The organism is Caulobacter sp. HJHS_5, assembly GCF_056683955.1.
In genome coordinates, this window is sequence record NZ_JBWZNC010000002.1 from 279,644 (window position 1) to 300,632 (window position 20,989).

The 20,989-nt window shown below is 70.1% G+C and carries 24 protein-coding genes; 9 read left to right on the forward strand and 15 right to left on the reverse strand.

The features are described 5' to 3' along the window. Positions 1–41 precede the first annotated feature (41 nt). From ACFLIT_RS04945 to ACFLIT_RS04955, 3 genes are read left to right on the forward strand one after another with little or no spacing between them, the layout of a single operon-like run. A complete protein-coding gene (locus ACFLIT_RS04945) occupies positions 42–2,825 on the forward strand; it encodes an ATP-dependent DNA helicase (RefSeq protein ID WP_479910088.1) in 2,784 nt (927 codons plus the stop codon). A gap of 32 nt (positions 2,826–2,857) precedes the next feature. After that, a complete protein-coding gene (locus ACFLIT_RS04950) occupies positions 2,858–3,166 on the forward strand; it encodes an ArsR/SmtB family transcription factor (protein ID WP_479910089.1) in 309 nt (102 codons plus the stop codon). Positions 3,167–3,190: 24 nt separating this feature from the next. Then, positions 3,191–3,655, forward strand: coding sequence for a hypothetical protein (locus ACFLIT_RS04955; protein ID WP_479910090.1), 465 nt, complete (start codon positions 3,191–3,193; stop codon positions 3,653–3,655). 88 nt (positions 3,656–3,743) lie between these two features. On the opposite strand, the gene ACFLIT_RS04960 is transcribed toward ACFLIT_RS04955, so the two are convergent. The 6 genes from ACFLIT_RS04960 to ACFLIT_RS04985 all read right to left on the reverse strand — a co-directional run bounded on the left by ACFLIT_RS04960 (position 3,744) and on the right by ACFLIT_RS04985 (position 9,350). Continuing rightward, the gene (locus ACFLIT_RS04960; RefSeq protein ID WP_479910091.1) at positions 3,744–4,226 is read right to left on the reverse strand and encodes a hypothetical protein; all 483 of its coding nucleotides are present in this window, start codon (positions 4,224–4,226) and stop codon (positions 3,744–3,746) included. After that, positions 4,226–5,239 (reverse strand): hypothetical protein, encoded by a 1,014-nt coding sequence (locus ACFLIT_RS04965; protein WP_479910092.1) that lies wholly within the window; start codon positions 5,237–5,239, stop codon positions 4,226–4,228. The genes ACFLIT_RS04960 and ACFLIT_RS04965 overlap by 1 nt, the downstream gene beginning before the upstream one ends. A gap of 208 nt (positions 5,240–5,447) precedes the next feature. Then, positions 5,448–6,374 carry a prephenate/arogenate dehydrogenase family protein gene (locus ACFLIT_RS04970; RefSeq protein ID WP_479910093.1) on the reverse strand — a complete coding sequence of 309 codons (927 nt, stop codon included), beginning with the start codon at positions 6,372–6,374 and terminating at the stop codon, positions 5,448–5,450. After that, entirely contained in the window at positions 6,371–7,489 is a 1,119-nt protein-coding gene (hisC, locus tag ACFLIT_RS04975; protein WP_479910094.1) for a histidinol-phosphate transaminase, read from the reverse strand. Before hisC ends, ACFLIT_RS04970 begins: the two co-directional genes overlap by 4 nt. A gap of 10 nt (positions 7,490–7,499) precedes the next feature. Beyond that, entirely contained in the window at positions 7,500–8,297 is a 798-nt protein-coding gene (locus ACFLIT_RS04980; RefSeq protein WP_479910095.1) for a chorismate mutase, read from the reverse strand. Positions 8,298–8,357: 60 nt separating this feature from the next. After that, entirely contained in the window at positions 8,358–9,350 is a 993-nt protein-coding gene (locus ACFLIT_RS04985; RefSeq protein WP_479910096.1) for a DUF2125 domain-containing protein, read from the reverse strand. 22 nt (positions 9,351–9,372) lie between these two features. On the opposite strand from ACFLIT_RS04985, the gene ACFLIT_RS04990 reads away from it, so the two are divergent. Further along, positions 9,373–9,915 carry a gamma-glutamylcyclotransferase gene (locus ACFLIT_RS04990; protein WP_479910097.1) on the forward strand — a complete coding sequence of 181 codons (543 nt, stop codon included), beginning with the start codon at positions 9,373–9,375 and terminating at the stop codon, positions 9,913–9,915. Between the two features lie 107 nt (positions 9,916–10,022). Here the strand turns inward: ACFLIT_RS04990 and ACFLIT_RS04995 are convergent, their stop codons facing one another. From ACFLIT_RS04995 to ftsE, 4 genes are read right to left on the reverse strand one after another with little or no spacing between them, the layout of a single operon-like run. After that, positions 10,023–10,739 carry a lysophospholipid acyltransferase family protein gene (locus ACFLIT_RS04995; RefSeq protein WP_479910098.1) on the reverse strand — a complete coding sequence of 239 codons (717 nt, stop codon included), beginning with the start codon at positions 10,737–10,739 and terminating at the stop codon, positions 10,023–10,025. After that, positions 10,736–11,380 carry a YdcF family protein gene (locus ACFLIT_RS05000; protein WP_479910099.1) on the reverse strand — a complete coding sequence of 215 codons (645 nt, stop codon included), beginning with the start codon at positions 11,378–11,380 and terminating at the stop codon, positions 10,736–10,738. Before ACFLIT_RS05000 ends, ACFLIT_RS04995 begins: the two co-directional genes overlap by 4 nt. Next, the gene (locus tag ACFLIT_RS05005; RefSeq protein ID WP_479910100.1) at positions 11,377–12,264 is read right to left on the reverse strand and encodes a cell division protein FtsX; all 888 of its coding nucleotides are present in this window, start codon (positions 12,262–12,264) and stop codon (positions 11,377–11,379) included. The genes ACFLIT_RS05000 and ACFLIT_RS05005 overlap by 4 nt, the downstream gene beginning before the upstream one ends. Further along, entirely contained in the window at positions 12,261–12,959 is a 699-nt protein-coding gene (ftsE, locus tag ACFLIT_RS05010) for a cell division ATP-binding protein FtsE (protein ID WP_479910101.1), read from the reverse strand. The genes ACFLIT_RS05005 and ftsE overlap by 4 nt, the downstream gene beginning before the upstream one ends. Before the next feature lie 54 nt (positions 12,960–13,013). Here ftsE and ACFLIT_RS05015 point away from each other — a divergent pair, with 54 nt between their 5' ends. Together ACFLIT_RS05015 and ACFLIT_RS05020 are read left to right on the forward strand one after the other, a co-directional pair. Then, positions 13,014–13,910, forward strand: coding sequence for a DUF3426 domain-containing protein (locus ACFLIT_RS05015; RefSeq protein ID WP_479910102.1), 897 nt, complete (start codon positions 13,014–13,016; stop codon positions 13,908–13,910). A gap of 7 nt (positions 13,911–13,917) precedes the next feature. After that, on the forward strand, positions 13,918–14,442 hold the full coding sequence (locus ACFLIT_RS05020; protein ID WP_479910103.1) for a phosphoribosyltransferase: 525 nt from the start codon (positions 13,918–13,920) through the stop codon (positions 14,440–14,442). On the opposite strand, the gene ACFLIT_RS05025 is transcribed toward ACFLIT_RS05020, so the two are convergent. The 5 genes from ACFLIT_RS05025 to argH are packed head-to-tail and all read right to left on the reverse strand — an operon-like array spanning position 14,439 to position 19,105. Continuing rightward, positions 14,439–15,164, reverse strand: a complete 726-nt coding sequence (locus tag ACFLIT_RS05025) for a pseudouridine synthase (RefSeq protein WP_479910104.1) — start codon at positions 15,162–15,164, stop codon at positions 14,439–14,441. The genes ACFLIT_RS05020 and ACFLIT_RS05025 overlap by 4 nt on opposite strands. Then, entirely contained in the window at positions 15,161–16,081 is a 921-nt protein-coding gene (locus tag ACFLIT_RS05030; RefSeq protein WP_479910105.1) for a class I SAM-dependent methyltransferase, read from the reverse strand. Before ACFLIT_RS05030 ends, ACFLIT_RS05025 begins: the two co-directional genes overlap by 4 nt. Then, positions 16,069–17,346: a diaminopimelate decarboxylase gene (lysA, locus tag ACFLIT_RS05035; protein ID WP_479910106.1), complete on the reverse strand. Its 1,278-nt coding sequence runs from the start codon at positions 17,344–17,346 to the stop codon at positions 16,069–16,071. Before lysA ends, ACFLIT_RS05030 begins: the two co-directional genes overlap by 13 nt. A gap of 11 nt (positions 17,347–17,357) precedes the next feature. Continuing rightward, positions 17,358–17,684 (reverse strand): hypothetical protein, encoded by a 327-nt coding sequence (locus ACFLIT_RS05040; protein ID WP_479910107.1) that lies wholly within the window; start codon positions 17,682–17,684, stop codon positions 17,358–17,360. Next, complete coding sequence (gene argH, locus ACFLIT_RS05045) at positions 17,681–19,105, reverse strand: argininosuccinate lyase (protein ID WP_479910108.1); 1,425 nt, start codon at positions 19,103–19,105, stop codon at positions 17,681–17,683. Before argH ends, ACFLIT_RS05040 begins: the two co-directional genes overlap by 4 nt. Here argH and ACFLIT_RS05050 point away from each other — a divergent pair, their 5' ends adjacent. The 3 genes from ACFLIT_RS05050 to ACFLIT_RS05060 all read left to right on the forward strand — a co-directional run bounded on the left by ACFLIT_RS05050 (position 19,106) and on the right by ACFLIT_RS05060 (position 20,985). Then, positions 19,106–19,729 carry a TlpA family protein disulfide reductase gene (locus ACFLIT_RS05050; protein ID WP_479910109.1) on the forward strand — a complete coding sequence of 208 codons (624 nt, stop codon included), beginning with the start codon at positions 19,106–19,108 and terminating at the stop codon, positions 19,727–19,729. A gap of 236 nt (positions 19,730–19,965) precedes the next feature. Beyond that, on the forward strand, positions 19,966–20,169 hold the full coding sequence (locus tag ACFLIT_RS05055) for a cold-shock protein (protein WP_479910110.1): 204 nt from the start codon (positions 19,966–19,968) through the stop codon (positions 20,167–20,169). A gap of 78 nt (positions 20,170–20,247) precedes the next feature. Beyond that, entirely contained in the window at positions 20,248–20,985 is a 738-nt protein-coding gene (locus tag ACFLIT_RS05060; protein ID WP_479910111.1) for a GNAT family N-acetyltransferase, read from the forward strand. Positions 20,986–20,989: the final 4 nt, after the last annotated feature.

Genomic DNA, 20,989 nt, shown 5'->3' on the forward strand with positions numbered 1-20,989 from the left:
CGTTTCGGGGCGAGTCCGGTTAGGCATTGGGTGTGAACGCCTTGACCACCGCCCTGGATCTCGCCCCCGCCCTGGTGGTGCTGCCCGGCCCCCGCGCGGCGGTGGCCGACGCCGATGGCGCGCGGCAGATCCGGCCTCCTTCGGCGCGCGACCTGTTCGAAAGCGGGCCCGTGCTGGTCGCCCATGCGGGCATGACCGCCAAGCGGCTTGGGCTGCATGCGCCACAGCGCAGCCCGCGCTGCCTCGACGCCCTGGAGCTGTGGGCCTTCGTGCGGCCGGCGCAGTTCTGCGCGCCGTCGGCGGCGGGCCTGGCCCTGGCGCTGGGCCTGCCGGAGCCGCGCGGGGCGGGCGAGCAGGCGGCGACGCTGCGCGAGGCCTGCGGGCGGCTGCTGCACGAGCTGGCGACGGCGCCGTGGCCCTCGCGCGAGGAGGTGCTGGCCATCGCCGAGACCCTGGCGAGGGGCGGCTGGGCCTGGGGGCCGGCGACCATCGGGGCGCTGCGTTCGGCGCCGGTGGGGAACATGTTCCGCGGCTCGGGCCTCGACGTCTGGACCCGCACGGCCGAGTGGGAGGACCAGGCGCCGCTCGGCGAGAGCGGGACCAAGCCCATCGATCCGCATGCCGCCGCCGGGCGCCTGGCCGATTTGCTGGGGAAGGCCGGGTTGACAGAGGCGCGGCCGACCCAGGCGCTCTACGCCACCGAGGCGGCCTTCGCCTTCCAGCCGCGCGAGCGGGAAGGCGAGCCGCAGATGATGCTGGCCGAGGCCGGCACCGGCGTCGGCAAGACCCTGGGCTATCTGGCGCCCGCCTCGCTGTGGGCCGAGGCCAATGGGCCGGCGGTGTGGATCTCGACCTACACGCGCGCCCTTCAACGACAGATCGAGCGGGAGAGCCGGGCGCTCTATCCCGATCCGGCGGTGCGGGCGAAAAAGGCCGTGGTCCGCAAGGGACGCGAGAACTACCTCTGCCTCCTGAACCTGCAGGAGATGGTCAACACCGCCCAACTCGGCGGGGCGGACCTGATCGGCGTCGGCCTGGCCGCCCGCTGGGCGCGGGCGACGCGCGACGGCGACATGACCGGCGGCGACTTTCCGGCCTGGCTGCCGACGCTGTTCTATGTGGCGCCGGCCTCGCAGGGTTCGGCCCAGAACCTGGTCGACCGGCGCGGCGAGTGCGTGCACGCCGGCTGCGTGCACTATCGCGCCTGCTTCATCGAGAAGGCGGTGCGGGCCTCGCGGCGGGCCGAGCTGGTGATCGCCAACCATGCCCTGGTGATGACCCAGGCCGCCTTCGACGGCGCCCGCGCGGCGCGGGGGCAGAAGACCGACGTGGAGACGACGACGCTGAAGCGGATCGTCTTCGACGAGGGCCACCACCTGTTCGACGCCGCCGACAGCGCCTTTTCGGCGGCGCTCTCCGGGGCCGAGGCGGCGGAGATGCGGCGGTGGATCCGGGGGCCGGAGAGCCGGGGGCGTCGCGGGCGGGGACTGGAGATCCGGCTCTCGGACATGATCGGCGACCGCGAGGATGCGCGGCGGGCGCTGGACGACGTGATCCGCGCCGCCTCGGTGCTGCCGGGCGAGGGCTGGAGCGGACGGATCGCGCCGCCGGACAGCCAGGCCAATCCCATCGGACCGATCGAACACTTCCTGGTGGCGGTGATGGAGCAGCTGCGGGCGCGCGCCAATCCGTCCGACATCGGCCAGGAATGCGCCGCGCGGCCGGCCACCGATCTGGTGCGCCAGCACGCCGCCGAGGCCGCACGGGCCTTGGGCTCCGTCGAGGCGCCCTTGCTGGCCCTGGCGCGGCATCTGGAGGATGTGCTCGATGAGGAATCCTCGACGCTTGGGGCTTCGGAACGCGCTCGGATCGAGGGGGCCTTGCGCGGGCTCGACCGGCGGGCGCGGATGACCCTGCCGGCCTGGCGCTCGATGCTGCGAGCCATCGACGAGGACGCCGAGGACGATCCCGATTTCGTCGACTGGTTCGACGCCACCTTCCTCTACGGGCGGGTGGTCGACGCCGCCTGTCGGCGGCACTGGGTGGACCCGAGCGAGCCGCTGACCGCCGCCGTCATCGCCCCGGCGCACGGGGTGCTGGTGACCAGCGCCACCCTGGCCGACGAGAGCCTGGACGACCCCTTTGCCCTGGCCGAGATGCGCACCGGCGCCGCGCGACTGCCGGACCGGCCGAAGACCCTGCGACTGCTCTCGCCCTTCGACTATGCGGCCAACGCCAAGGCCCTGGTGGTGACCGACGTCGCCAAGGACGACGCCCGCCAGGTGGGCGCCGCCATGCGCGAGCTGTTCAGCGCCGCCGGGGGCGGAGGGCTGGGGCTGTTCACCGCCATCCGCCGCCTGCGCGCGGTGCACGAGCAGATCGCCGGGCCGCTGGCCGACCGGGGCATCGCGCTTTACGGCCAGCATGTGGACCCGCTGGAGGTCGGCGCCCTGGTCGACATCTTCCGCGCCGAGGAGGACGCGTGCCTGCTGGGCACCGACGCGGTGCGCGACGGGGTGGACGTGCCCGGGCGCTCGCTGCGGCTTCTGGTGTTCGATCGGGTGCCCTGGCCGCGGCCGGACCTGCTGCACAAGGCGAGGCGCGCGCGGTTCGGGAACAAGACCTATGACGACTCCATCGCCCGCGCCCGCATCTCACAAGCGTTCGGCCGTCTGATCCGCCGGGCGGACGACAAGGGGGTGTTCGTGATGCTGGACGCCGCCGCGCCGACGCGGCTGTTCAGCGGATTGCCGCCGGGCGTGGAGGTGCAGCGCGTCGGCCTTGTGGACGCCATCGAGACGGTCGGTGAGTTCCTCAAGGCTTGACTTGGGCGGAGCAGGTGCGGCCTGCTGACCGGATGGCCGTTTCCGACACCTTCGCCGTCCTGGGCGATCCGACGCGAAGGCAGATCGTCGCCTTCCTGTCGGATGGTGAGTATCCGGCGGGCGAAATCGCCGATCAGTTCAACGTCAGCGCCCCGGCCATCTCGCAGCATCTGCGCGCCCTGCGCCTGGCCGGGCTGGTCAGCGTGCGGCCCAATCGCCAGCAGCGGCTCTATTCGGTGAACCACCAGGCGCTCGGCGAGGCGGCGGTGTGGTTGATGCGGATGGGCGGCTTCTGGAACGAGCGCCTGGCGGCGATGGACGAGGCCGTAACGAAGACGTAGCCTTTGGCCCGCAAGGTTAAGGACATGATTCAAAAGTCATTTCCGTTCGCCGCCATCCTCGCCCTGACAGCGACCGTCGTTCAGGCGCAGGAATATGTGCGGCCCGATTGCCTGGGCGTGGTGCAGCCCTCGGCCGGGCTGAAGTTCGACACCCCCATCCACGCGACCTGGTATCGCCGTTTCTGGACAGGCAGCTGCAAGAACCTGCCGATGATGCAGTGCATGCCGGGCAATCCGAACTGGAACGACGTGGTCGGCAAGCTGGTGAAGCGGGGGCGGCCGGACCAGGCCGCGGCGATCACCTCGACCGCATGCAAGATGGGCCAGACCATCGGGCAGGAGTGGTCGCGCGAGAAGGCCGTGCGGCGGATCAACACCGACGACCTCAAGGCCTACATGACCACGCTCGATGGGGCGCCGGACGTGACGACGGGGCTCTCACGGGTTGAGCTGAGGGTGAGGGCGGCGATGGCGGCCGCGCGGCCGTGAGGTTGGCTGGGCGCCGAGATGCCGAAGGTGAAGCTGGAACGTCGAGACTCGGAGAAAACGCCAAGTTTTCAGACCGTGAGCAGAAAGCTCAATTCTCTTTCCAGCTCAACCAATCCCAGGTGTCCGGCGCGGCCCGCTCTTTGCCGTCTGGCGCACCTACGACGGGGCTTGTTGAACCGTAGGCTCCGCCGATTTCCTCGAACCAGAGAACATCGTGGAAGCGAGCGTCGCGGCTGAGCGCCTCTGTCACAGTCTCGAGGACTGCGGCCTGGAAGCGTTGCAGGTTTGGGCGAAAGGCGAGGAACGCGCCGCCGATGACCTGCAACGTGAAGAACCTGCCGAGGTCCGAAAGTCTCAGACAGAGGTTCTGATCGCCAGCCACGTCGAACTCCCAACCAAGTTCGGCGAGGTGCTCGGGCTCGCTCACGCTGTAGCCGGCATCACGCAGGGCTTGGGCTATGACTCGAGAGACGCCTTGGCCCCCGAACTGGATGATGTTGTCGCCGGCTTCATCTTCGATCTGATCGTCAGGCAGGTCGCTGGTGAACGCGCCGAGTTGAAACACTTTCATTAGTCTCTCCCCCTTCTCGTGGAGTAAGCAACCCCACCCGTCGCGGCGCCAAGACCTCCCATGCGGGCCTTCAAAGGACCGGGCGCGCCATGGAAGGCAGTCGCAAGGGGCCCGTAGCGCTTCAAGCCCGACTGACTGAACTTCCAGCTTTCACCCTTGAATTGGTCCGGCACTCGCGCGCCAGAGAACTTGTCGTCCCTTAGGGCATGTCCTTCATAGAATTCGCCACGCTGGATGCCCTGTGGCTTCCAAACATTGAACTCGCTGTCTCGAAATTTCGCCGGAGGGTTCATTCTGCGAGGGACGTAGTGCGATCCCATCCCCTCGTAGGGCTGAGCCAGATACTCGGCTAACTCCGGCGAGGCCCCCTGTGCGATGTACTTCGCAGGAAGCACCCGGCGCACGGCCATCGCGTCGCCGAGTCTACCGGCGGATTTGGCGAGTGGGCCACCAATGGCCAATGACGCGACGTTTGCTCCAACCTCGCCTTGGTTCATCCCGATGGCGAACCGGCGTTTGAGTTCATCAGACGTGTTGCCGGCGGCGGGCGAGGCGCTGGGGACAAGGGCGACCTTCGCGGCGTGCAGGCCGGTTTTGATATCGTCTGCAACGCCCTTTGGGTTCGCCACACCCTTTGCGACGTAGCGGCCCGCGTCGATGCCTAGCTGAGCCAGTTCGAGCCCAACCGGTGTACGGCCTGTCGCGAAATCCTGCCCTGGGTTTGCCAGGCGCTGCACGACCTCCGCAGCGTCCACGAGGCCTTTCGCCATATGGTAGCCGCCACGAACAACGCCCGCTCCTGCACCAGCAATGTTCGCTGCGGCCATGGCGGCGGATCGATGCTCCGGATGTTCGTCAACATAAGCGGCGATGCCTGAACGAGCACGGCCGGCGATTCCGCCTGAACCTTCATGCTCGGGTCTGACGAGCGGGCCAAAGACCTTTGCGCCGCGCGTTGGTTGATCCGACTTCGTCGGTATGCGCGCACGACCTTGCACAGGCGGATTAGCCATCCTTGGATTTCCTACTCATGGGATTGCGGCGCGAGCATGCGCGGCGGATAGCTTCAGCTTAACAGAACGCTGGTTCTTTGCATAGAACAAAAAGCGAACATTGGCGTGGCGCTAGGCTCGCTGAGGGATTGCTTTGCGTCTTCCGATAGGCCGGCTTGCCGGTGCTCAGAATGACGACCGCTAATCGTGTTTAGGGGCCAACGATCCCTTAGTTCTTCCGCCCGAAGTTCGGCTCGGCGCTTTCCTGGCCGAGTTCGATCAGGCCGCGGCGGAGGGCGCGGGTGCGGGTGAAGTGGTCGTGCAGCTTGTCGCCCTCGCCCCAGCGGATGGCGCGCGAGAGGGTCTGCAGGTCCTCGGTGAAGCGGCCCAGCATCTCCAGCACCGCCTCCTTGTTGGTCAGGAAGACGTCGCGCCACATGGTGGGGTCGGAGGCGGCGATGCGGGTGAAGTCGCGGAAGCCGCCGGCCGAGAACTTCATCACCTCGCTCTCGGTGACGTTCTCCAGGTCGTTGGCGCTGCCGACGATGGTGTAGGCGATCAGGTGGGGCAGGTGGCTGGTGACGGCCAGGACGAGGTCGTGGTGACGCTCCTCCATCAGCTCGACGTTGGCGCCGAGGGCGCGCCAGAAATCGGCCAGCCTCTCGACGGCGGCCTTGTAGTCCGGCTGGTCCTTGCGGTCCTCCAGCGGTGTGATGAGCGTCCAGCGGTTGCGGAACAGCTCGGCGAAGCCCGCGTCGGGGCCGGAGTGCTCGGTGCCGGCGACGGGGTGGCCCGGGACCACGAAGACACCCTCTGGCGCATGGCCGACCATGGCCTGGGCGGCGGCGTGCTTGACCGAGCCGACGTCGGTCAGGGTCGAGCCGGGTTTCAGATGCTCGGCGATCTCGCGGGTGACCGCGCCGATGGTCAGCACGGGGGTGGCGATGATCACGAGATCGGCGCCCTCGACCGCCTCGGCGGCGGTCTCGGCGACACGGTCGCCGAAGCCGATCTCGCGGACGCGGGCGCGGACCTCGGGGCTGGCGTCGAACAGCACGACGTCATCGGCGGCGGCGAACGCCTTGGCGGCGCGAGCGATCGAGCCCCCGATCAGGCCGCAGCCGATGATGGCGATGCGCGGGTAGATGGCCGTCATCCCGCCAGGAACCCGCTCAGGATATCGATGACTGCACGGTTGTGCTCCTCGCGGCCGATGGTGATGCGCAGGTGATCCGGGAGGCCGTAGTTGCCGACGGCGCGGACGATGTAGCCGCCGCGTTCGAGGGCGGCGGCGGCCTCGACGGCGGTGCGGCCCGGAGTCTGCGGGAAGGCGACCAGCACGAAGTTGGCCTGTGAAGGCGTGACCTCAAGGCCGAGGCCGCCGAGCTGCTGTGTCAACCAGCGGCGCCATTGCACGACGTGATCGTGCGACTGTTGCTGGAAGGCGACGTCGGCCAGGGCGGCGACAGCGGCGTCCTGCGCGGCGATGGAGGTGTTGAACGGCGGGCGGATGCGATCGGTCGCGTCGGCGATATGCGCCGGGCAGTACATCCAGCCGATCCGCAGGGAGGCCAGGCCGTGCAGCTTGGAGAAGGTGCGGGTGACGACGACGTTCTCGGCGGTGCGCGCCAGGGCCAGGCCGTCGTCGAAGGAGGGATCGTCGGCGAACTCGGCGTAGGCGCAGTCGATGACCAGCGTCACGGTGGGCGGCAGGCCGGCGTGGAGGGCGGCGAGTTCGTCGCGGGTCAGGAACGTGCCGGTCGGGTTGCCGGGCTGGGTGATGAAGACCAGACGCGTGCGCTCGTCGACCTCGGCCAGCACCGCCTCGACGCTGATGCGGCGGCCCGGCTCGGCGGCGAAGCGCACCTCGCCCTGGCAGGCGCGGGCGCCGATGGAATAGGCTCCGAAGCCATACTCACCCATGACGATGTTGTCGCCGGGCTCCAGGAAGACCTGGTTCAGCAGGTGCAGCACCTCGTCGGTGCCGTCGCCGAAGACCAGGCGCTCGGGCTCGAGATCGAAGGCCTGGGCGATGGCGGCGCGCAGGGCGTTGGCGCGGCTGTCCGGATAAATGTGCAGGCTGTCGGCCGCGGCGAGATAGGCGGCGCGCGCGGCGGCGCTGCTGCCGAGAATATTTTCGTTCGACGACAGCTTCACCGGATCGGCGACGCCGTCGATCTTGGCCTTGCCGGGCACGTAGGGGCTGATGGCGAGGATGCCGGGCTTGGCTTCGGGACGCGTCGCGTCGGCGCGGGATTGCAGGTCACTCATGGGAGCGGCTTTACACGTCGAACGGCGCGGGCGCAGCCCCGATGACGCCGGTGAGCGAACCGGGCGCGCGCGCCAGGCGCTCGTCGCCATCCATGTAGAAGCCGGCGAGGGCGAAGAGCTTCAGACCGCCGACGTCGGCCAGCAGATTGGCGGCGACGCCGTCGCGGCCGAGGGCCTCCTCGATGGCGGCGGCGGGCTTGGCGCTGTCAGTGACCCAGAAGGTCTCGTCGGCGCCGGTCGGCTCGACGGCGACCTCGGCGACCGCGAGGGCGGCGTTAGGCCCCCAGGCCGAGAGGCAGGGCAGGGCGGCGAACACCTTCAACTGCGGGGTCACCAGCATGCGTCCCCACCAGGCTGTCTCGGCGGCGAGGCTCAGGACCGCGACCCCGCCTTGCGTGCGGGCGGCGGCGAGGGCGTCCTCGGCCTTGCCGACCGGATACATGTGCGGCGCGACGCCGAAGCGGTTGCGGGCCAGCTCCAGGGTGCGGGCCTGGGCGTGGCCGCCGTAAACCGAAACGTGGAAGGGACCCTGGCGAGCAAGGCTGTCGGCCATCAGCTCGCGCCAGATCTTGATCAGCAGCGCGGGGGTGACCGAGAAGCGCTCGCGCTCCAGCAGCTTGCGGATCACCTGGGCTTCGCGGGCGGGGCGCAGGCCGAACTTGTCGCCGTCGCCGGCCGCGCGCTTGGCGGCGGCGACCACGGTGGCGAGCGTCGCCCGCTCATCGATAAGGGCATGAAGTTGCGTGTCGATGGCGTCGATACGCCATCGAACCTCTTCCAGCGAAGGCGATGCGCCTTCCTCGGCCATGATCGTCCCCCGATCTGTGAGGCAGCGGACCATAGAGACGCCGCGTACGGCGTCAAACGCTCAGTACACTCTGGGCGCCGGGCCGACCGAGAGCGGGCCGATCAGAGTCTGGCCGCCGTCGAAGGTGAGGGTGGCCTGGGCGTCGCCGCCGGCCATGGCCGAGGCCGCGGCTGCCGCCGCCGTCGCGCCGCTGAGCGGGGCTTCGCGCAGGTCGACCTCCAGCTCGCCGCGGATGCGCCCGTCGGGGCCCACGGTGAGGGCGCCGGCCTTGCCTTCGGCCACCGCGTCGCCGGCGGTGATGCTGGCGTTGCGCACGCTGATCGCCCCGCCGGCCGCCGTCCAGGCGCGGACGGCCTCGGGCCAGTTGCGGCCATGGAACGCGCTCATGTGGCCGAGGATCGACTCCCAGTTGGCGGAGATCGGGCGATCCTGGGCGACGCGGGCCAGCAGGCCGGTCAGCTCGGTGCGGGCGTTTTCGACGCGGAACAGCAAGGCGGCTTGGTCGTCCGGCCCGGGGCGCAGGTTGAGGTCGAGGCGCTCGGCGGTCTGGAACGGATAGGGCGCGGCGCCTTGTTCGCGGGCGAAGGTCAACTTGCGCCCCTCGACGACGATGTTCGGCGGACGCTTGTCGAAACCCGAGACGCTGGCGCGCAGGAGTTCGCCGCGCACGACCACCGCGCCGCTGGCGGGGCGGATCAGACGCACGCCCCCGGGGGCCACCGCGGTCCAACGGCCAAGGGCGTAGACGGCGGCCTCGGCATGAAGCTCCGGCGCCTCGAGCGCCCAGCCCGAAGGCTCGGCGATGCGGACATCGTTCAGCTTCGCGTCCAGGCGGAATGGATAGCCGGCGACGCGGCGCGCGCTCCAACTGACCTGGTAGCCCTGGTCGCGCAGACCCTGGGCGGTGACCTCGATCTGCCGCATGGTCGCGACGCGCAGCCATACCCAACCGGCCGTCCAGGCCAGGGCCACGAGCAGCAACAGGATGTAAGGAGCGAAAAGCCACCTGCGTCGATGGGGTTTACGGGGCAGGTCGGCGTCGGGCAGGGTCAAGCGAGGAGTTCCTGGAGCGGCGATGAGCGAGCGGGCGGGCGATCACTGGGTCTACGGTTATGGATCGCTCATGTGGCGCCCTGGGTTCCCCTGGCAAGAGCGTCGCGGCGCAACCTTGCACGGAAGGCGGCGCGCCTTCTGCATCTATTCGGTGCATCATCGGGGCACCCCCCAGCGGCCGGGCCTGGTGCTGGGCCTGGCGCCGGGCGGCGCGGCGCGGGGCGCGGCCTATCGCGTGGCGGAGGCGGATTGGCCCGAGGTCTACGCTTATCTCCGCGAACGCGAGCAGCCGACCGAGACCTACGTTGAGGCGCGAAGGGCCGTGCGGCTGGATGACGGTCGCCGCGTCGAGGCCCTGACCTTTCTGTCGGATGTGCATCACCCGCAATGGGCGGGCGCCCTGTCGATCGAACGGCAGGCGGAGCTGATCGCCGGAGCCTCGGGGCTGTCCGGCCGCAATGTCGACTACCTGCGCGACCTGGTGGAGCACCTGCGCCAGGACGGCGTGAAGGACCGGGCCATGGAGCGCCTGCTGGCGATGGTCGAGGCGCGGGAGGCTTCCTGAGAAAACACCGCTCACCCCCGCGAAGGCGGGGGCCCAGGTGTTTTATCGATGGGCGCTGCGGATTTCAGAAAAAGCCTGGGTCCCCGCCTTCGCGGGGATGAGCGGGATTAAAGCTTGTCCGCGATCAGCTTGTTGGTGGCGGTCTCGGTGACGTCTTCCAGGCGCGCCATGAACTCGGCGCGCTTCAGGCCGGGCGGGATCGGCGGTAGGAATTCGAAGACGATGGTCCCCGGGGTGATGCTCATGCCGCGATGGCTCCAGTGGGCGCCGGAATTGGTGGCCATGGGGATGCAGGGCAGGTCGAGGGCGCTGTAGAGGGCCGCGACGCCGGGCTTGTAGTCGGGTGGCGTTCCCAGCGGGCCGCGCGTGCCTTCCGGGTAGATGATCACCTTGCGGTGGTCGGCGATGCGGGCCTTGGTGTCCCTGACCAGGGCCTTGAGGGCCGAGGCTTGGCCGCCGCGATCGAGTGCGATCATCTCGCCGGCCAGGGTGTACCAGCCGAACAACGGCAGCTTGGTCAGCTCTTCCTTGAGCACGAAGCACGTCGCGTCGACGAAGGTGAAGGGCGCGACGGTGTCGATCATCGCCTGATGCTTGGCGGCGATCAGGGCGGGCTGGCCGACCGGCGGCAGGTGCTCGCGGCCGCGCACCTCGATCTTCACGCCGCCGAACAGGCGCAGGCCCAGCAGATTGCCGTGCGACCAGATCCGCAGACCCTTCACCACGGCGCGCGGGCCGAGCAGGAAGGTGAACAGGCCGACGGTCCCGTAGATCAGCATCCACAGGTAGAACCAGATGGCGAACAACAGGGTGCGGGGGGTCACTGGGGGGCTCCGGCTGTCGAGGCGGCGTTCGGCAGCGGCTTCTCGGCCTGTTCGACGTTGACGCCAAGCTTGCGCAGACCCTCGCGGCAGAGGATGGCGAGGTACTTCGAATACTCTAGCACCATCCGGCGTTGACCGCTGCGGGTCTCCCTCCACCGGCGAGCGTCGAGGGGCTCGGTGGCGACCGGGTAGGGGTGGAAACGGGCCTCGGGCATCGCCGAGCGCAGCTCCAGCAGGGCGCGAGGCATGTGGTAGTCGGCGGTGACCACGATCAGGTCGTCGTAGCCCTGGCCGCGCGCCCACTCGGCGGTCTCGCGGGCGTTGCCGATGGTGTCGGCGGCCGTGAAGCCGAGGTCGACACAGCAGTCGTAGAGGCTCTTGCCGGCGCGAGTGACGCCGCGGATGTCGGCGCGGGTGGCGTCGCGGTTGACGCCGCTGACCAGCAGCCGCCGGCCCTTGCCGTTCTCCAGCAACCGGGTGGCGGCCTCGAGGCGCACGTTGGAGCCGCCGGTGAGGGAGACGATGGCGTCGGCGACCGCCGGCTCGGGCGCCGGCGTCGAGCGCTGCACGCGGCCGGCGAAGGCCAGCAAGCCGGCGCCCCACACCAACACCACGATCAACACACCCGCCAGCAGCTTCACGTCATCTCCCCAAGCAGCCTCGCGGCCGCGGCCCGCGCCGCCAGGGCCGCCACCAGACCGGCGACGATCGGGCTGGGCACGGTGGCCAGAAGGTCGCTCCAGGCGAGCGGCAGCACGGGCGTGAAGCCGCCGCCCCCGCCGGCCAGGCGCGCGACGGCGGCGATGATGGCGGCGGCGGCCCCGCCCAGCAAGCCCGCGGCGGCGGCCATGGCGCCGAAGCGCACGGCGAAGACATTGGCGATGAACGAGCGCCGGGCGCCGGACAAGTGCAGCACCTCGACCACGTCGCGGCGGGCGGTGAGCCCCGCCCGCACGGCGAAGACGACCACGGCGGCGGCGGCCGAGGCGATCAGCAGGAAGACACCCAGGGCCGACCAGCGCGCGACGCCGGCGGCGCGCTCGATGTCGCCGATCCAGAGGCTGTGGTCATCGACGGTGGCGTCGACGCCGGCGGTCTTGAGGGCGGCGCTGAGCGCCTCCGGCGGCGGCGGGGTCTTCGGGTCCAGATCGACGGTGACGAGACGCGGCACCGGCAGATCTTCGATCAGGGCGTCGCGGCCGATCCAGGGCTCGATCAGGGCGATCGCGCGCTCCTTCTCCAGGGCGCGGGCTTCGATGACGCCGGCGACGCCGGCCAGGGCCTCGGCGGCGCGGGCGGCCGACTGGTCCGGGCTCTGGGCGCCGGCCGAGCGGACGACGACGGTGGCCGAGCCGGAGAGCTGGCGCGTCCATCCGCGGGCCGCGCGGTCGGCCCCGAGGGCGGCGATGGCGGTGAGGCAGGCGAGGAAGCAAAGTGTGGCGGTGACGAACACCAGCGAGCCGTCGCGCGCGTCGCGCGGCGGCAGCAGAGGCCCGGGTCGCCAGCGGCTTGCGTCGAAGCTCATTGGACGAGCGTCCCGTTCTGCAGGCGCAGCACCGGTTGGCGGGCGCGGGCGACCAGCTCCTCGTCATGGGTGGCGATCAGCACCGTCGTGCCCAGCCGGTTCAGTTCGACGAACAGGCGCAGGATGCGCAGGGCCATGCGCGGATCGACGTTGCCGGTCGGCTCGTCGGCGATGAGGACGTCGGGCCGGGCGACGACCGCCCGGGCGATGGCCAGGCGCTGCTTTTCGCCGCCCGAGAGGGTGGCCGGCAGGGCGCCCATGCGTTCGCTCAGCCCGACCCAGGCCATCAGTTCGGCGACGTCGCCGCGATAGGCCGAAGGCTTGGCGCCGGCGATGCGCAGCGGCAGGGCGACGTTGTCGAAGGCCGACAGATGCTCCAGCAGGCGGAAGTCTTGGAACACCACGCCCAGGCGCCGCCGAAGGAAGGGCCGGTCGCCCGGCGCCACCTGCGAGATGTCGCGGCCGAAGAGTTCGACGCGTCCGCTGGAGGGGCCGTGCGCCAGGTAGATCAGCTTGAGCAGGCTGCTCTTGCCCGCGCCGGAGGGACCGGTGAGGAAGTGGAAGGAACCCGGCGCCAGGCTGAAATCGACGTCGCGCAGCGTCTCCGGCCCGCGGCCGTAGCGCATCGACACGCCTTCGAAGCGCACGATGGGAGACGTATCTGCCGCATCTGCGACGGTAGGGTTTCTGGACATGGAGACCGAAATCGGCGACCTCGATAGGGGAGCGGGAGCGTCCGATTCGTCGCCATGATACTGACCTGCCCCGAGTGCGCCAGCCGCTATTTCGTGGACGACGACAAGGTCGGCCCCGATGGCCGCACGGTGCGTTGCGCGGCCTGCGGGCGCCGCTGGACCGCGTTCAAGGATGCGCCGCTTGAGTTGACTGAAGCCCCGCCGAGCGGGGCGCTGGCCAGCGCGACGGAGTTTGTCGCCGAACCTGCGGCCGAAGCGCCGCCGCCGGTGAGCGAACTGCCGGGCGAGGCCCTGCCGAAGGTTTTCCGCGCCAAGGCGACCAATGAGAAGCGGGTGCGTGAGGCCGCGGCCACGGGCGTGATCTGGGCCGGGCTGGCGGTGTGCCTCGCGGCGATCCTGGCGGTGGCGGTGGTGTTCCGCGTCGAGATGGTGCGGCTGGCGCCGCGCACGGCCGGGGCCTACGCAGCGGTCGGCCTGCCGGTGAACAGCGTCGGGCTGGTCATCGAGCAGTTGAAGGCCGAGCCCTCGCTGCAGGACGGTCGGGCCGCCCTGACCGTCACCGGCGTGCTGCGCAACATCGAGGACCATGAGGTGCTCGCCCCGCCGCTGCGCGTCAGCCTTCTGAACCCGCAGGGCAAGCGGGTCGCGGGCAAGGTGGCGGCGGCGGAAGACCCGCGCATCCCGCCAGGCGAGGAGCGCCATTTCGCCGTGGCCCTGTACGACCCGCCGTCGACGGCCAAGGATCTGGAGATCGGCTTCGTGCTCGACGCCGGCGCCGCCCGGGCGGTGAAGGCGGCAGTGCATCCGCCAGCCCACAAGCCCGCCGAGGCCGTTCCGCAATTGCGGGGGTCGGCGGAGGGGGAGCACGCCGCGCCGGCTCCGGAAATCCACGACGCCCAGCCGCTGCCGGCCGAGGACGCGCACGCCCCGGCCGCCGCCGAGCACCACTGAGGTGGCGATGCGCGAGACTCCCGAGGTTCTGCTCTCCGAAGCCGAGATCGCCGAGACGGTGGCGCGGCTGGCGGGCGAGATCGCGCCGCGCATCGATGACGACACCGTGGCGGTCTGCCTGCTGACCGGGGGGCTGTGGTTTGCGGCCGACCTGACGCGGGCGCTCTCGCGGCTCGGCCGTCAAGTGCGGTTCGACGCCCTGTGGCTGGCGTCCTACGGCGACGAGCGGGCCTCCAGCGGGCGATGCGAGGTGCGGGCCGATCTGCAACGGCCCTTGGTCGGACGCCGGGCCCTGGTGGTGGACGATGTGTTCGACACCGGACTGTCGCTCAGCGAGGCGGCGCGATTGGTGCGCGACGCCGGCGCCAGCGAGGTGCTGACCTGCGTCTTCGCCGCCAAGCCCTGGCCGACCCAACGCGCGATCGAGCCGGACTTCGTGGGCTGGCAGGCGCCGAACCGCTTCCTGGTCGGTTACGGCCTCGACGCCGGTGGCCGGATGCGCGGCCTGCCGTTCATCGGAGCGATGGACTAACTGAACACCGCGGCGAGGTCGGTCTCGCCCATGATCCGCCACTCGCCGGGCGCGAGGTCGTCCGGCAGGTCGAGGCCGCCGATGCGGTCGCGGTGCAGCGTGTCGACATGGTTGCCGACGGCGGCGAACATGCGGCGCACCTGATGGTAGCGGCCTTCGTGCAGGGTCAGCAGCGCCTCGGTCGGCGACAGGACTTCAAGCTCGGCCGGCAGTAGCGGCTTCTCGTCGCCTTCCAACAGCAGTCCGCCGGCCGCGAAGGCGGCGGCCTCGTCGCCCCGCAGCGGGCGGGCCAGCGTCGCGCGGTAGCGTTTGGCGACATGCGACTTGGGGGCGATGATCCGGTGCAGCAGGGCGCCGTCGTCGGTCAGCAGAAGGAGGCCGGAAGTCTCCTTGTCCAGGCGGCCGACCGTGGAGATCGCCGGATCGCGCTGGCGCCAGCGGTTGGGCAGCAGGTCATAGACCAGTTCGCCGCTCTCCTTGTGCGAGCAGGTGACGCCGAGCGGCTTGTGCATCATCAGGGCGAGACCCGGCGGCGGGTCCATGGGCTTGCCGCGCACGGTGAGGCGTTGGGGAAGGTCGGCGGTGACGGCGATGCGCTGTCCGGCGTCGCTGAGGCGCTCGCCATCGAGCATGATCCAGCCGGCCTTGGCCATGCCCGCGACCTCCTTGCGGCTGCCGTAGCCGAGGTTGCCGAGCAGCCGGTCGAGCCGCAGGGTGGTCATTTGACCGCCTCGAACACCTTGTAGCCGCCCGGCGTCTCCTTCGGGATCACGCGGGAGAAGCACTCGTCGAGAATGGCCTCGTAAGGCAGGTGGCGATTTGCAACCAGCCAGCACGACTTGCCTTTGCGCAGACTCTGCGAGGCCTTGCGGATGAAGGCCTGGCCGAGCGAACGGTCCTCGTCGCCGCCATCGTGGAACGGCGGATTCATGACCACGAAGTCGAGGTCGGCGAGCGGTTCCTGACGAACGTCCGCCCAGCGGAAGACGGCGCGGGAGTCCTCGAGGTTGCGACGGGCGGCGTCGATGGCCCGCCGATCGATGTCGATCAGCACCAGTTCGCTGACCTTGGGCGAGGCCAGTACGGTGCGCGACAGAAAGCCGATGCCGCATCCGAAGTCGGCGCCGCGGCCGGCCAGCGGCGAGTGGCCGCCCGGCAGTTGGGCGACCAGAGCCTCGCTGCCGGGATCGATGCGATTCCAGCTGAACACGCCCGGCTGCGACCACAGGCCGATGTCGGCGAGGAACTGGGGTCCGCCCTCGGCGATAATGGCCTCAAGGCCCTCCGGTTTGGCGGCCGGCCGTTCGCAGCGGCAGATGCGATGGCCGCCCTTGGGGGTGTCGGTCACCTCGCAGCCGAACGCTTCCAGTTCACCGCGCAGGCGCAGGCCGCCGGCGTTCTTGGTGGCCAGGGCGGTCAGTTCGCCGCTGGGCTTCAGAAGCCGAAGGGCGTGCGCCAGCACATAGCGCCGCTCGATGGCGCCGGGCGGCGCGAGGACGACGAGCGAGTCGAAGGCAGCGCCGTCGAGCGCCTCCATCGCCTGACCGCCGGGCATCAAGGGCGACAGCTGCACGGCGCCCTGGGGGACGCCGACCAGCTTCAGCGGCGGCGAGCCGTAGACGCCGTTCAGGCCTGCCATGGGCCCTGGGTCTCGCGGGCCAGCATGTCGTCGTAGGTGGGGCGCGGGCGGATGACGGCGAAACGGTCGCCGTCGACCAACACCTCGGGAACGAGGGGGCGGCTGTTGTACTCGCTCGACATCGAGGCGCCGTAGGCTCCGGCGCTCATGAAGGCCACCAGATCGCCCGGCTGCATCGGCGGCAGCGGCCGGTCGCGGGTGAAGGTGTCGCCGGTCTCGCAGACCGGGCCGACCACGTCGTGGGCGACGGGTTGGGCGGCGGTCGGCTTCACCGGGCGGATGTCATGGAAGGCGTCGTACATCGCCGGGCGGATGAGGTCGTTCATCGCCGCGTCGAGCACCAGGAAGCGCTTGCCGCCATCGGGGCGCTGGTGGGTATGGACCACGGACGACAGCAGCACGCCGGCGTTGGCGGCGATCACGCGGCCGGGTTCGAAGGCCAGCTGCACGTCGAGACCGCCGAGCGTTTCCGCCAGCATGGCGGCGTAGTTCGCGGGCGCAGGCGGCTCGGGCTGGTCGAAGTAGGGCACGCCGAGGCCGCCGCCGAGATCGAGGCGTTCGACGCCGAGGCCCTCGGCGCGCAACTGTTCGACGAGGCCGCGCATCTTCTTGAACGCGGCGGCCATGGGGCCGAGGTCGGTGATCTGGCTGCCGATGTGGCAGGCGACGCCCACGGGCTTGAGGTGGGCGCTGTTGGAGGCGTTGGCGTAGAGCCGGGTGGCTTCGGCGAAGGAGACGCCGAACTTGTTGTCGGCCTTGCCGGTGGCGATCTTGGCGTGGCCGCCGGCGGCCACGTCGGGGTTCACGCGGATGGCGATGGCCGGGCGCGCGCCGACCTGGGCGGCGATCTCGGCGATGCGGATCAGCTCCGGTTCGCTCTCGACGTTGATCTCGGCGACGCCGGTCTTCAGGGCGAAGGCGATCTCGGCGTCCGTCTTGCCGACGCCTGAGAAGACGATGCGTTCGGGCGGCACGCCGGCGGCCAGGGCGCGCCGGACCTCACCTTCCGAAACCGTGTCGGCGCCGGCGCCGAGTTCGGCCAGCAGACGCAGGACGTTGACGTTGGGATTGGCCTTCACCGCGTAGGCGATCAGCGGCGAGCCCAGTTGCGGGTAGGCGGCCAGGGCGTCGCGAAAGACCGTGAAGTGCCGCCGGAAGGTGGCCGCGGAATAGACGTAGACCGGCGTTCCGACCGCCTCGGCGATGCGGGCGAGCGGGACGTCCTCGCAGGCGAGGGCGCCGTCCTTCAGTTCGAAATGGTTCACGTGCTGGCGCTTTATCGACCGGCGGGGCCCGAGCCGGGGAAGCCCGGGCCGGACGGGCCGCCGAACGGATTGGGATTGGTGCCCTGGATCGGCGCGCGCATCGAGGTGTCGTTGTTCGACGCCGGATCGATGTTCTCGCGATTGGTGCCGGTGACCGACGGGCGGTTGTTGTCGTTGGCGCGGGCGGCGGCGGCGCGCCGTTCGGCTTCGTACTTGGCCTTGGCGGCCTCGCCGAACATGGGAGCGGGCTGCTCGAGATCGCCCAGCTTGCCACAGCCGGCGACGCCGACCAGGGGCACGGCGAGGGCCAGGGCGAGGATCAGCGGGCGAGCGATCATCGAAGCAGTTCCTTCCAACGCGCGATCTGGGCGCGGACCTGATCGGGAGCCGTGCCGCCATAGCTCATGCGGCTGGCGACGGAGGCGGACGGGGCGAGCACTTCATAGACGCCTTCGGTGATGCGGCTGTCGAGTGCCTGCAGCTCGGAAAGCGGCAAATCCTCCAGACCGACGCCAAGCGCCTCGGCCCGCTTCACGGCCGCGCCGGTGACGTGGTGGGCCTGACGGAAGGGCAGGTCGAGGGTGCGGACCAGCCAGTCGGCGAGGTCGGTGGCGGTCGAGAAGCCGGCGCCGGCGGCGTCGGCCATGCGGGCGGCGTTGGGCGTCAGGTCGGCGACCATGCCGGCCATGGCGGCGAGGCACAGCTGCAGGGCGTCGAAGGCCTCGAAGGTGGGGACCTTGTCCTCCTGCATGTCCTTCGAATAGGCGAGCGGCAGGCCCTTCATCACCATGGCGAGGGTGGTGAAGGAGCCGAGCACCCGGCCGACCTTGGCGCGCGTCAGCTCCGCGGCGTCGGGGTTGCGCTTCTGCGGCATGATCGACGAACCGGTGGTGAAGGCGTCGGTCAGATTGATGAAACCGAACTGCGGCGTCATCCAGATGACGATCTCTTCGGCCAGCCGCGACAGGTGGGTCGCCGCGATGGTCGCCGCGGCCAAGGCCTCGAGAGCGAAGTCGCGCGAGGAAACGCTGTCCAGCGAGTTGGCGGTCGGCCGGTCGAAGCCCAGCGCGGCGGCCACGGCGTGCCGGTCGATCGGGAACGGGGAGCCGGCCAGGGCGGCGGCGCCGAGGGGGCTCTCGTTCATCCGGGCCCGGGCGTCGCGGAAGCGCGCGGCGTCGCGGCCGAACATCTCGACATAGGCCATCAGGTGGTGGCCGAAGGTGACGGGCTGGGCCGGCTGCAGATGGGTGAAGCCCGGCATCAGGGTGGCGGCATGCGCCTCGGCCTGGGCGAGCAGGGCGCGCTGCAGGGCGACCAGCTGGTCGACCGTGCGGTCGCAGGCCTCGCGGACCCAGAGACGGAAGTCGAGGGCGACCTGATCGTTGCGCGAGCGGGCGGTGTGCAGGCGGCCCGACGTCGGGCCGATCAACTCGGCCAGGCGCGCCTCCACATTCATGTGGATGTCTTCGTACTCGTCGCGGAAGGGGAAGGCGCCGGCGGCCATCTCGCCTTCGATGGCCTCGAGGCCGCGTTTGATCTCATCCGCATCAGCGCTTGAAATCACGCCTTGGCTGGACAACATCGCCGCGTGCGCACGCGACCCGGCAAGGTCCTGCGCGGCGAGGCGCCGGTCGAAGCCGATCGAGACGTTGATCGCTTGCATTAGATCGGCGGGCTTGGCGGAAAACCGCCCGCCCCACATGTTCTGTCCAGCGCCGGCGGTCGGCGGGGGCGGATCTTCGTCGGAGGGGATGGACATATGTCGGATACGGCTGAAACGGCGAAGGTGAAGCGGGCGGCGGGTCTGCGATGGGCCTTTATCGCGCTCGCCTTGGTCGGCGTCGCGGCGGTTCTATACGTCATCGTCTCGTCGAGTATCAAACCCAAGGGTGCGGTCGAGCTCACTGATCTTCAGCGCGGTCCCCTGCAGAAGCTGGTGGTGGCCAAGACGCCGACGCCGGCTCCGACGATCGGCTTCACCGACGCGGCCGGAAAGCCGGTGACCCTGGCCGACTTCAAGGGCCAGGTGGTGGTGCTGAACCTGTGGGCCACCTGGTGCGGGCCCTGCAAGGAGGAGATGCCGACGCTGGCCAAACTTCAGGCCGCCTACGCCGCGCAGCCGGTGAAGGTGGTCGCCCTCAGCGTCGACCGCGATCGCGATTTCGCCCTGGCCGACAAGATGATCGGCGCGCTGCCGCCGCTGACCGTCTATCGCGATCCCGGCTACAAGTTCGCTTTCGGCATGACGCCCCGCGCCGAAGGTTTCCCGACCACGGTTTTCTATGACCGCAAGGGCAACGAAAGAGCCCGGCTTTCGGGGGGCGCGGACTGGGCCAGCCCCGAGGCGCGAGAGCTGGTCGAGCGCCTGATCAAGGAAGGCTGAAGCGGCTCTTGCGGAGCGTGTTCGCGGAACGGAGTCGGCGGCAAAATCGGTTGACCGGCAGCGCTCCCCATGCGCACCTGACGCCCGCAATCCGGAGACTTGGGTCGCGGACGTTTCGATGCCGGGGGTCCACACCTCGGGACGCCTGAGAAGCGCTACCCCAGACGAGATGATTGTTATTACCGGGGCGATCCCGCGGGACCCCCTCTGAGGAACGCGCAAGGAGACGACGTCGCATGGCCACCGGTACGGTCAAGTGGTTCAACACCACCAAGGGTTACGGCTTCATCCAGCCTGAAGATGGCGGCAAGGACGTGTTCGTTCACATCTCCGCCGTGGAACGCGCAGGTCTGCGCAGCCTGAACGAAGGCCAGCGCGTCAGCTTCGAAATCAAGGACGAGCGCGGCAAGTCGGCGGCGGTCGATCTGAAGGCGATCTAAAGGGTTCGCCCCTTCAAGCACTTCTAGGCGGGCGCCGGTTCGAATGGATCGGCGCCCGTCGTCGTTTTGGCCCCGCCCATGACCGCGATCGATGCGTTCCACCTCGAAATCCTGACCCAGGAGGCGTTTCCACCGCTCGAGACAGCGCGCCTGGGGAGGTGGCGGTTGGCGGCGAGTTCGGGTCAGGCCGTGCGTATCAACGCCTGCTGGCCGCTGGGCGAGGCGGATCGCGACTTGCCGGCGGCGGTCGAGGCGGTGGAGGGCTGGTACGCCGCACGCAACCTGCCATCGCAGTTCAAGGTGGCGGAGGGCGTGGCCCCGGCGGGGCTGGAGGCTCTGCTCCTGCAGCGGGGCTACCGGATGACGGCCGAGACTCTTGTGATGGTCGGACCTGTCGCCGGGCGCGCCGATGCCGAGGTCGTGCTCGAACGGGCGCCGGACGAACGGTTTCTGACGGTCTTCACCGCCGCCGGCGGTGACGCCGCCGACGCCGCGGAGCGCGTGGCGGCCCTGGGGCGAATGCCGCAGCCGGCGATCTTCGGGCGGTTGGATGTCGATGGCCGCCCGGCGGCGATCGGAGCCTGCGTGGTGCAGGACGAATGGGCGGGACTCTACGCCATGCGCACCGATGCGCGGCTGCGGCGGCGGGGCTTGGCGCGCCGGTTGGCGGGGGCCCTGCTGGCGGCCGCCGGAGAGCTCGGCGCGCGGCGGTGCTATCTGCAGGTCGACGCCGACAACGCGCCCGCGATCGGCCTCTATGCGAGCGGCGGCTTCACTTCGGCCTACCGCTATCGCTGCTGGCGAAGGGCGGCCTGAAAAG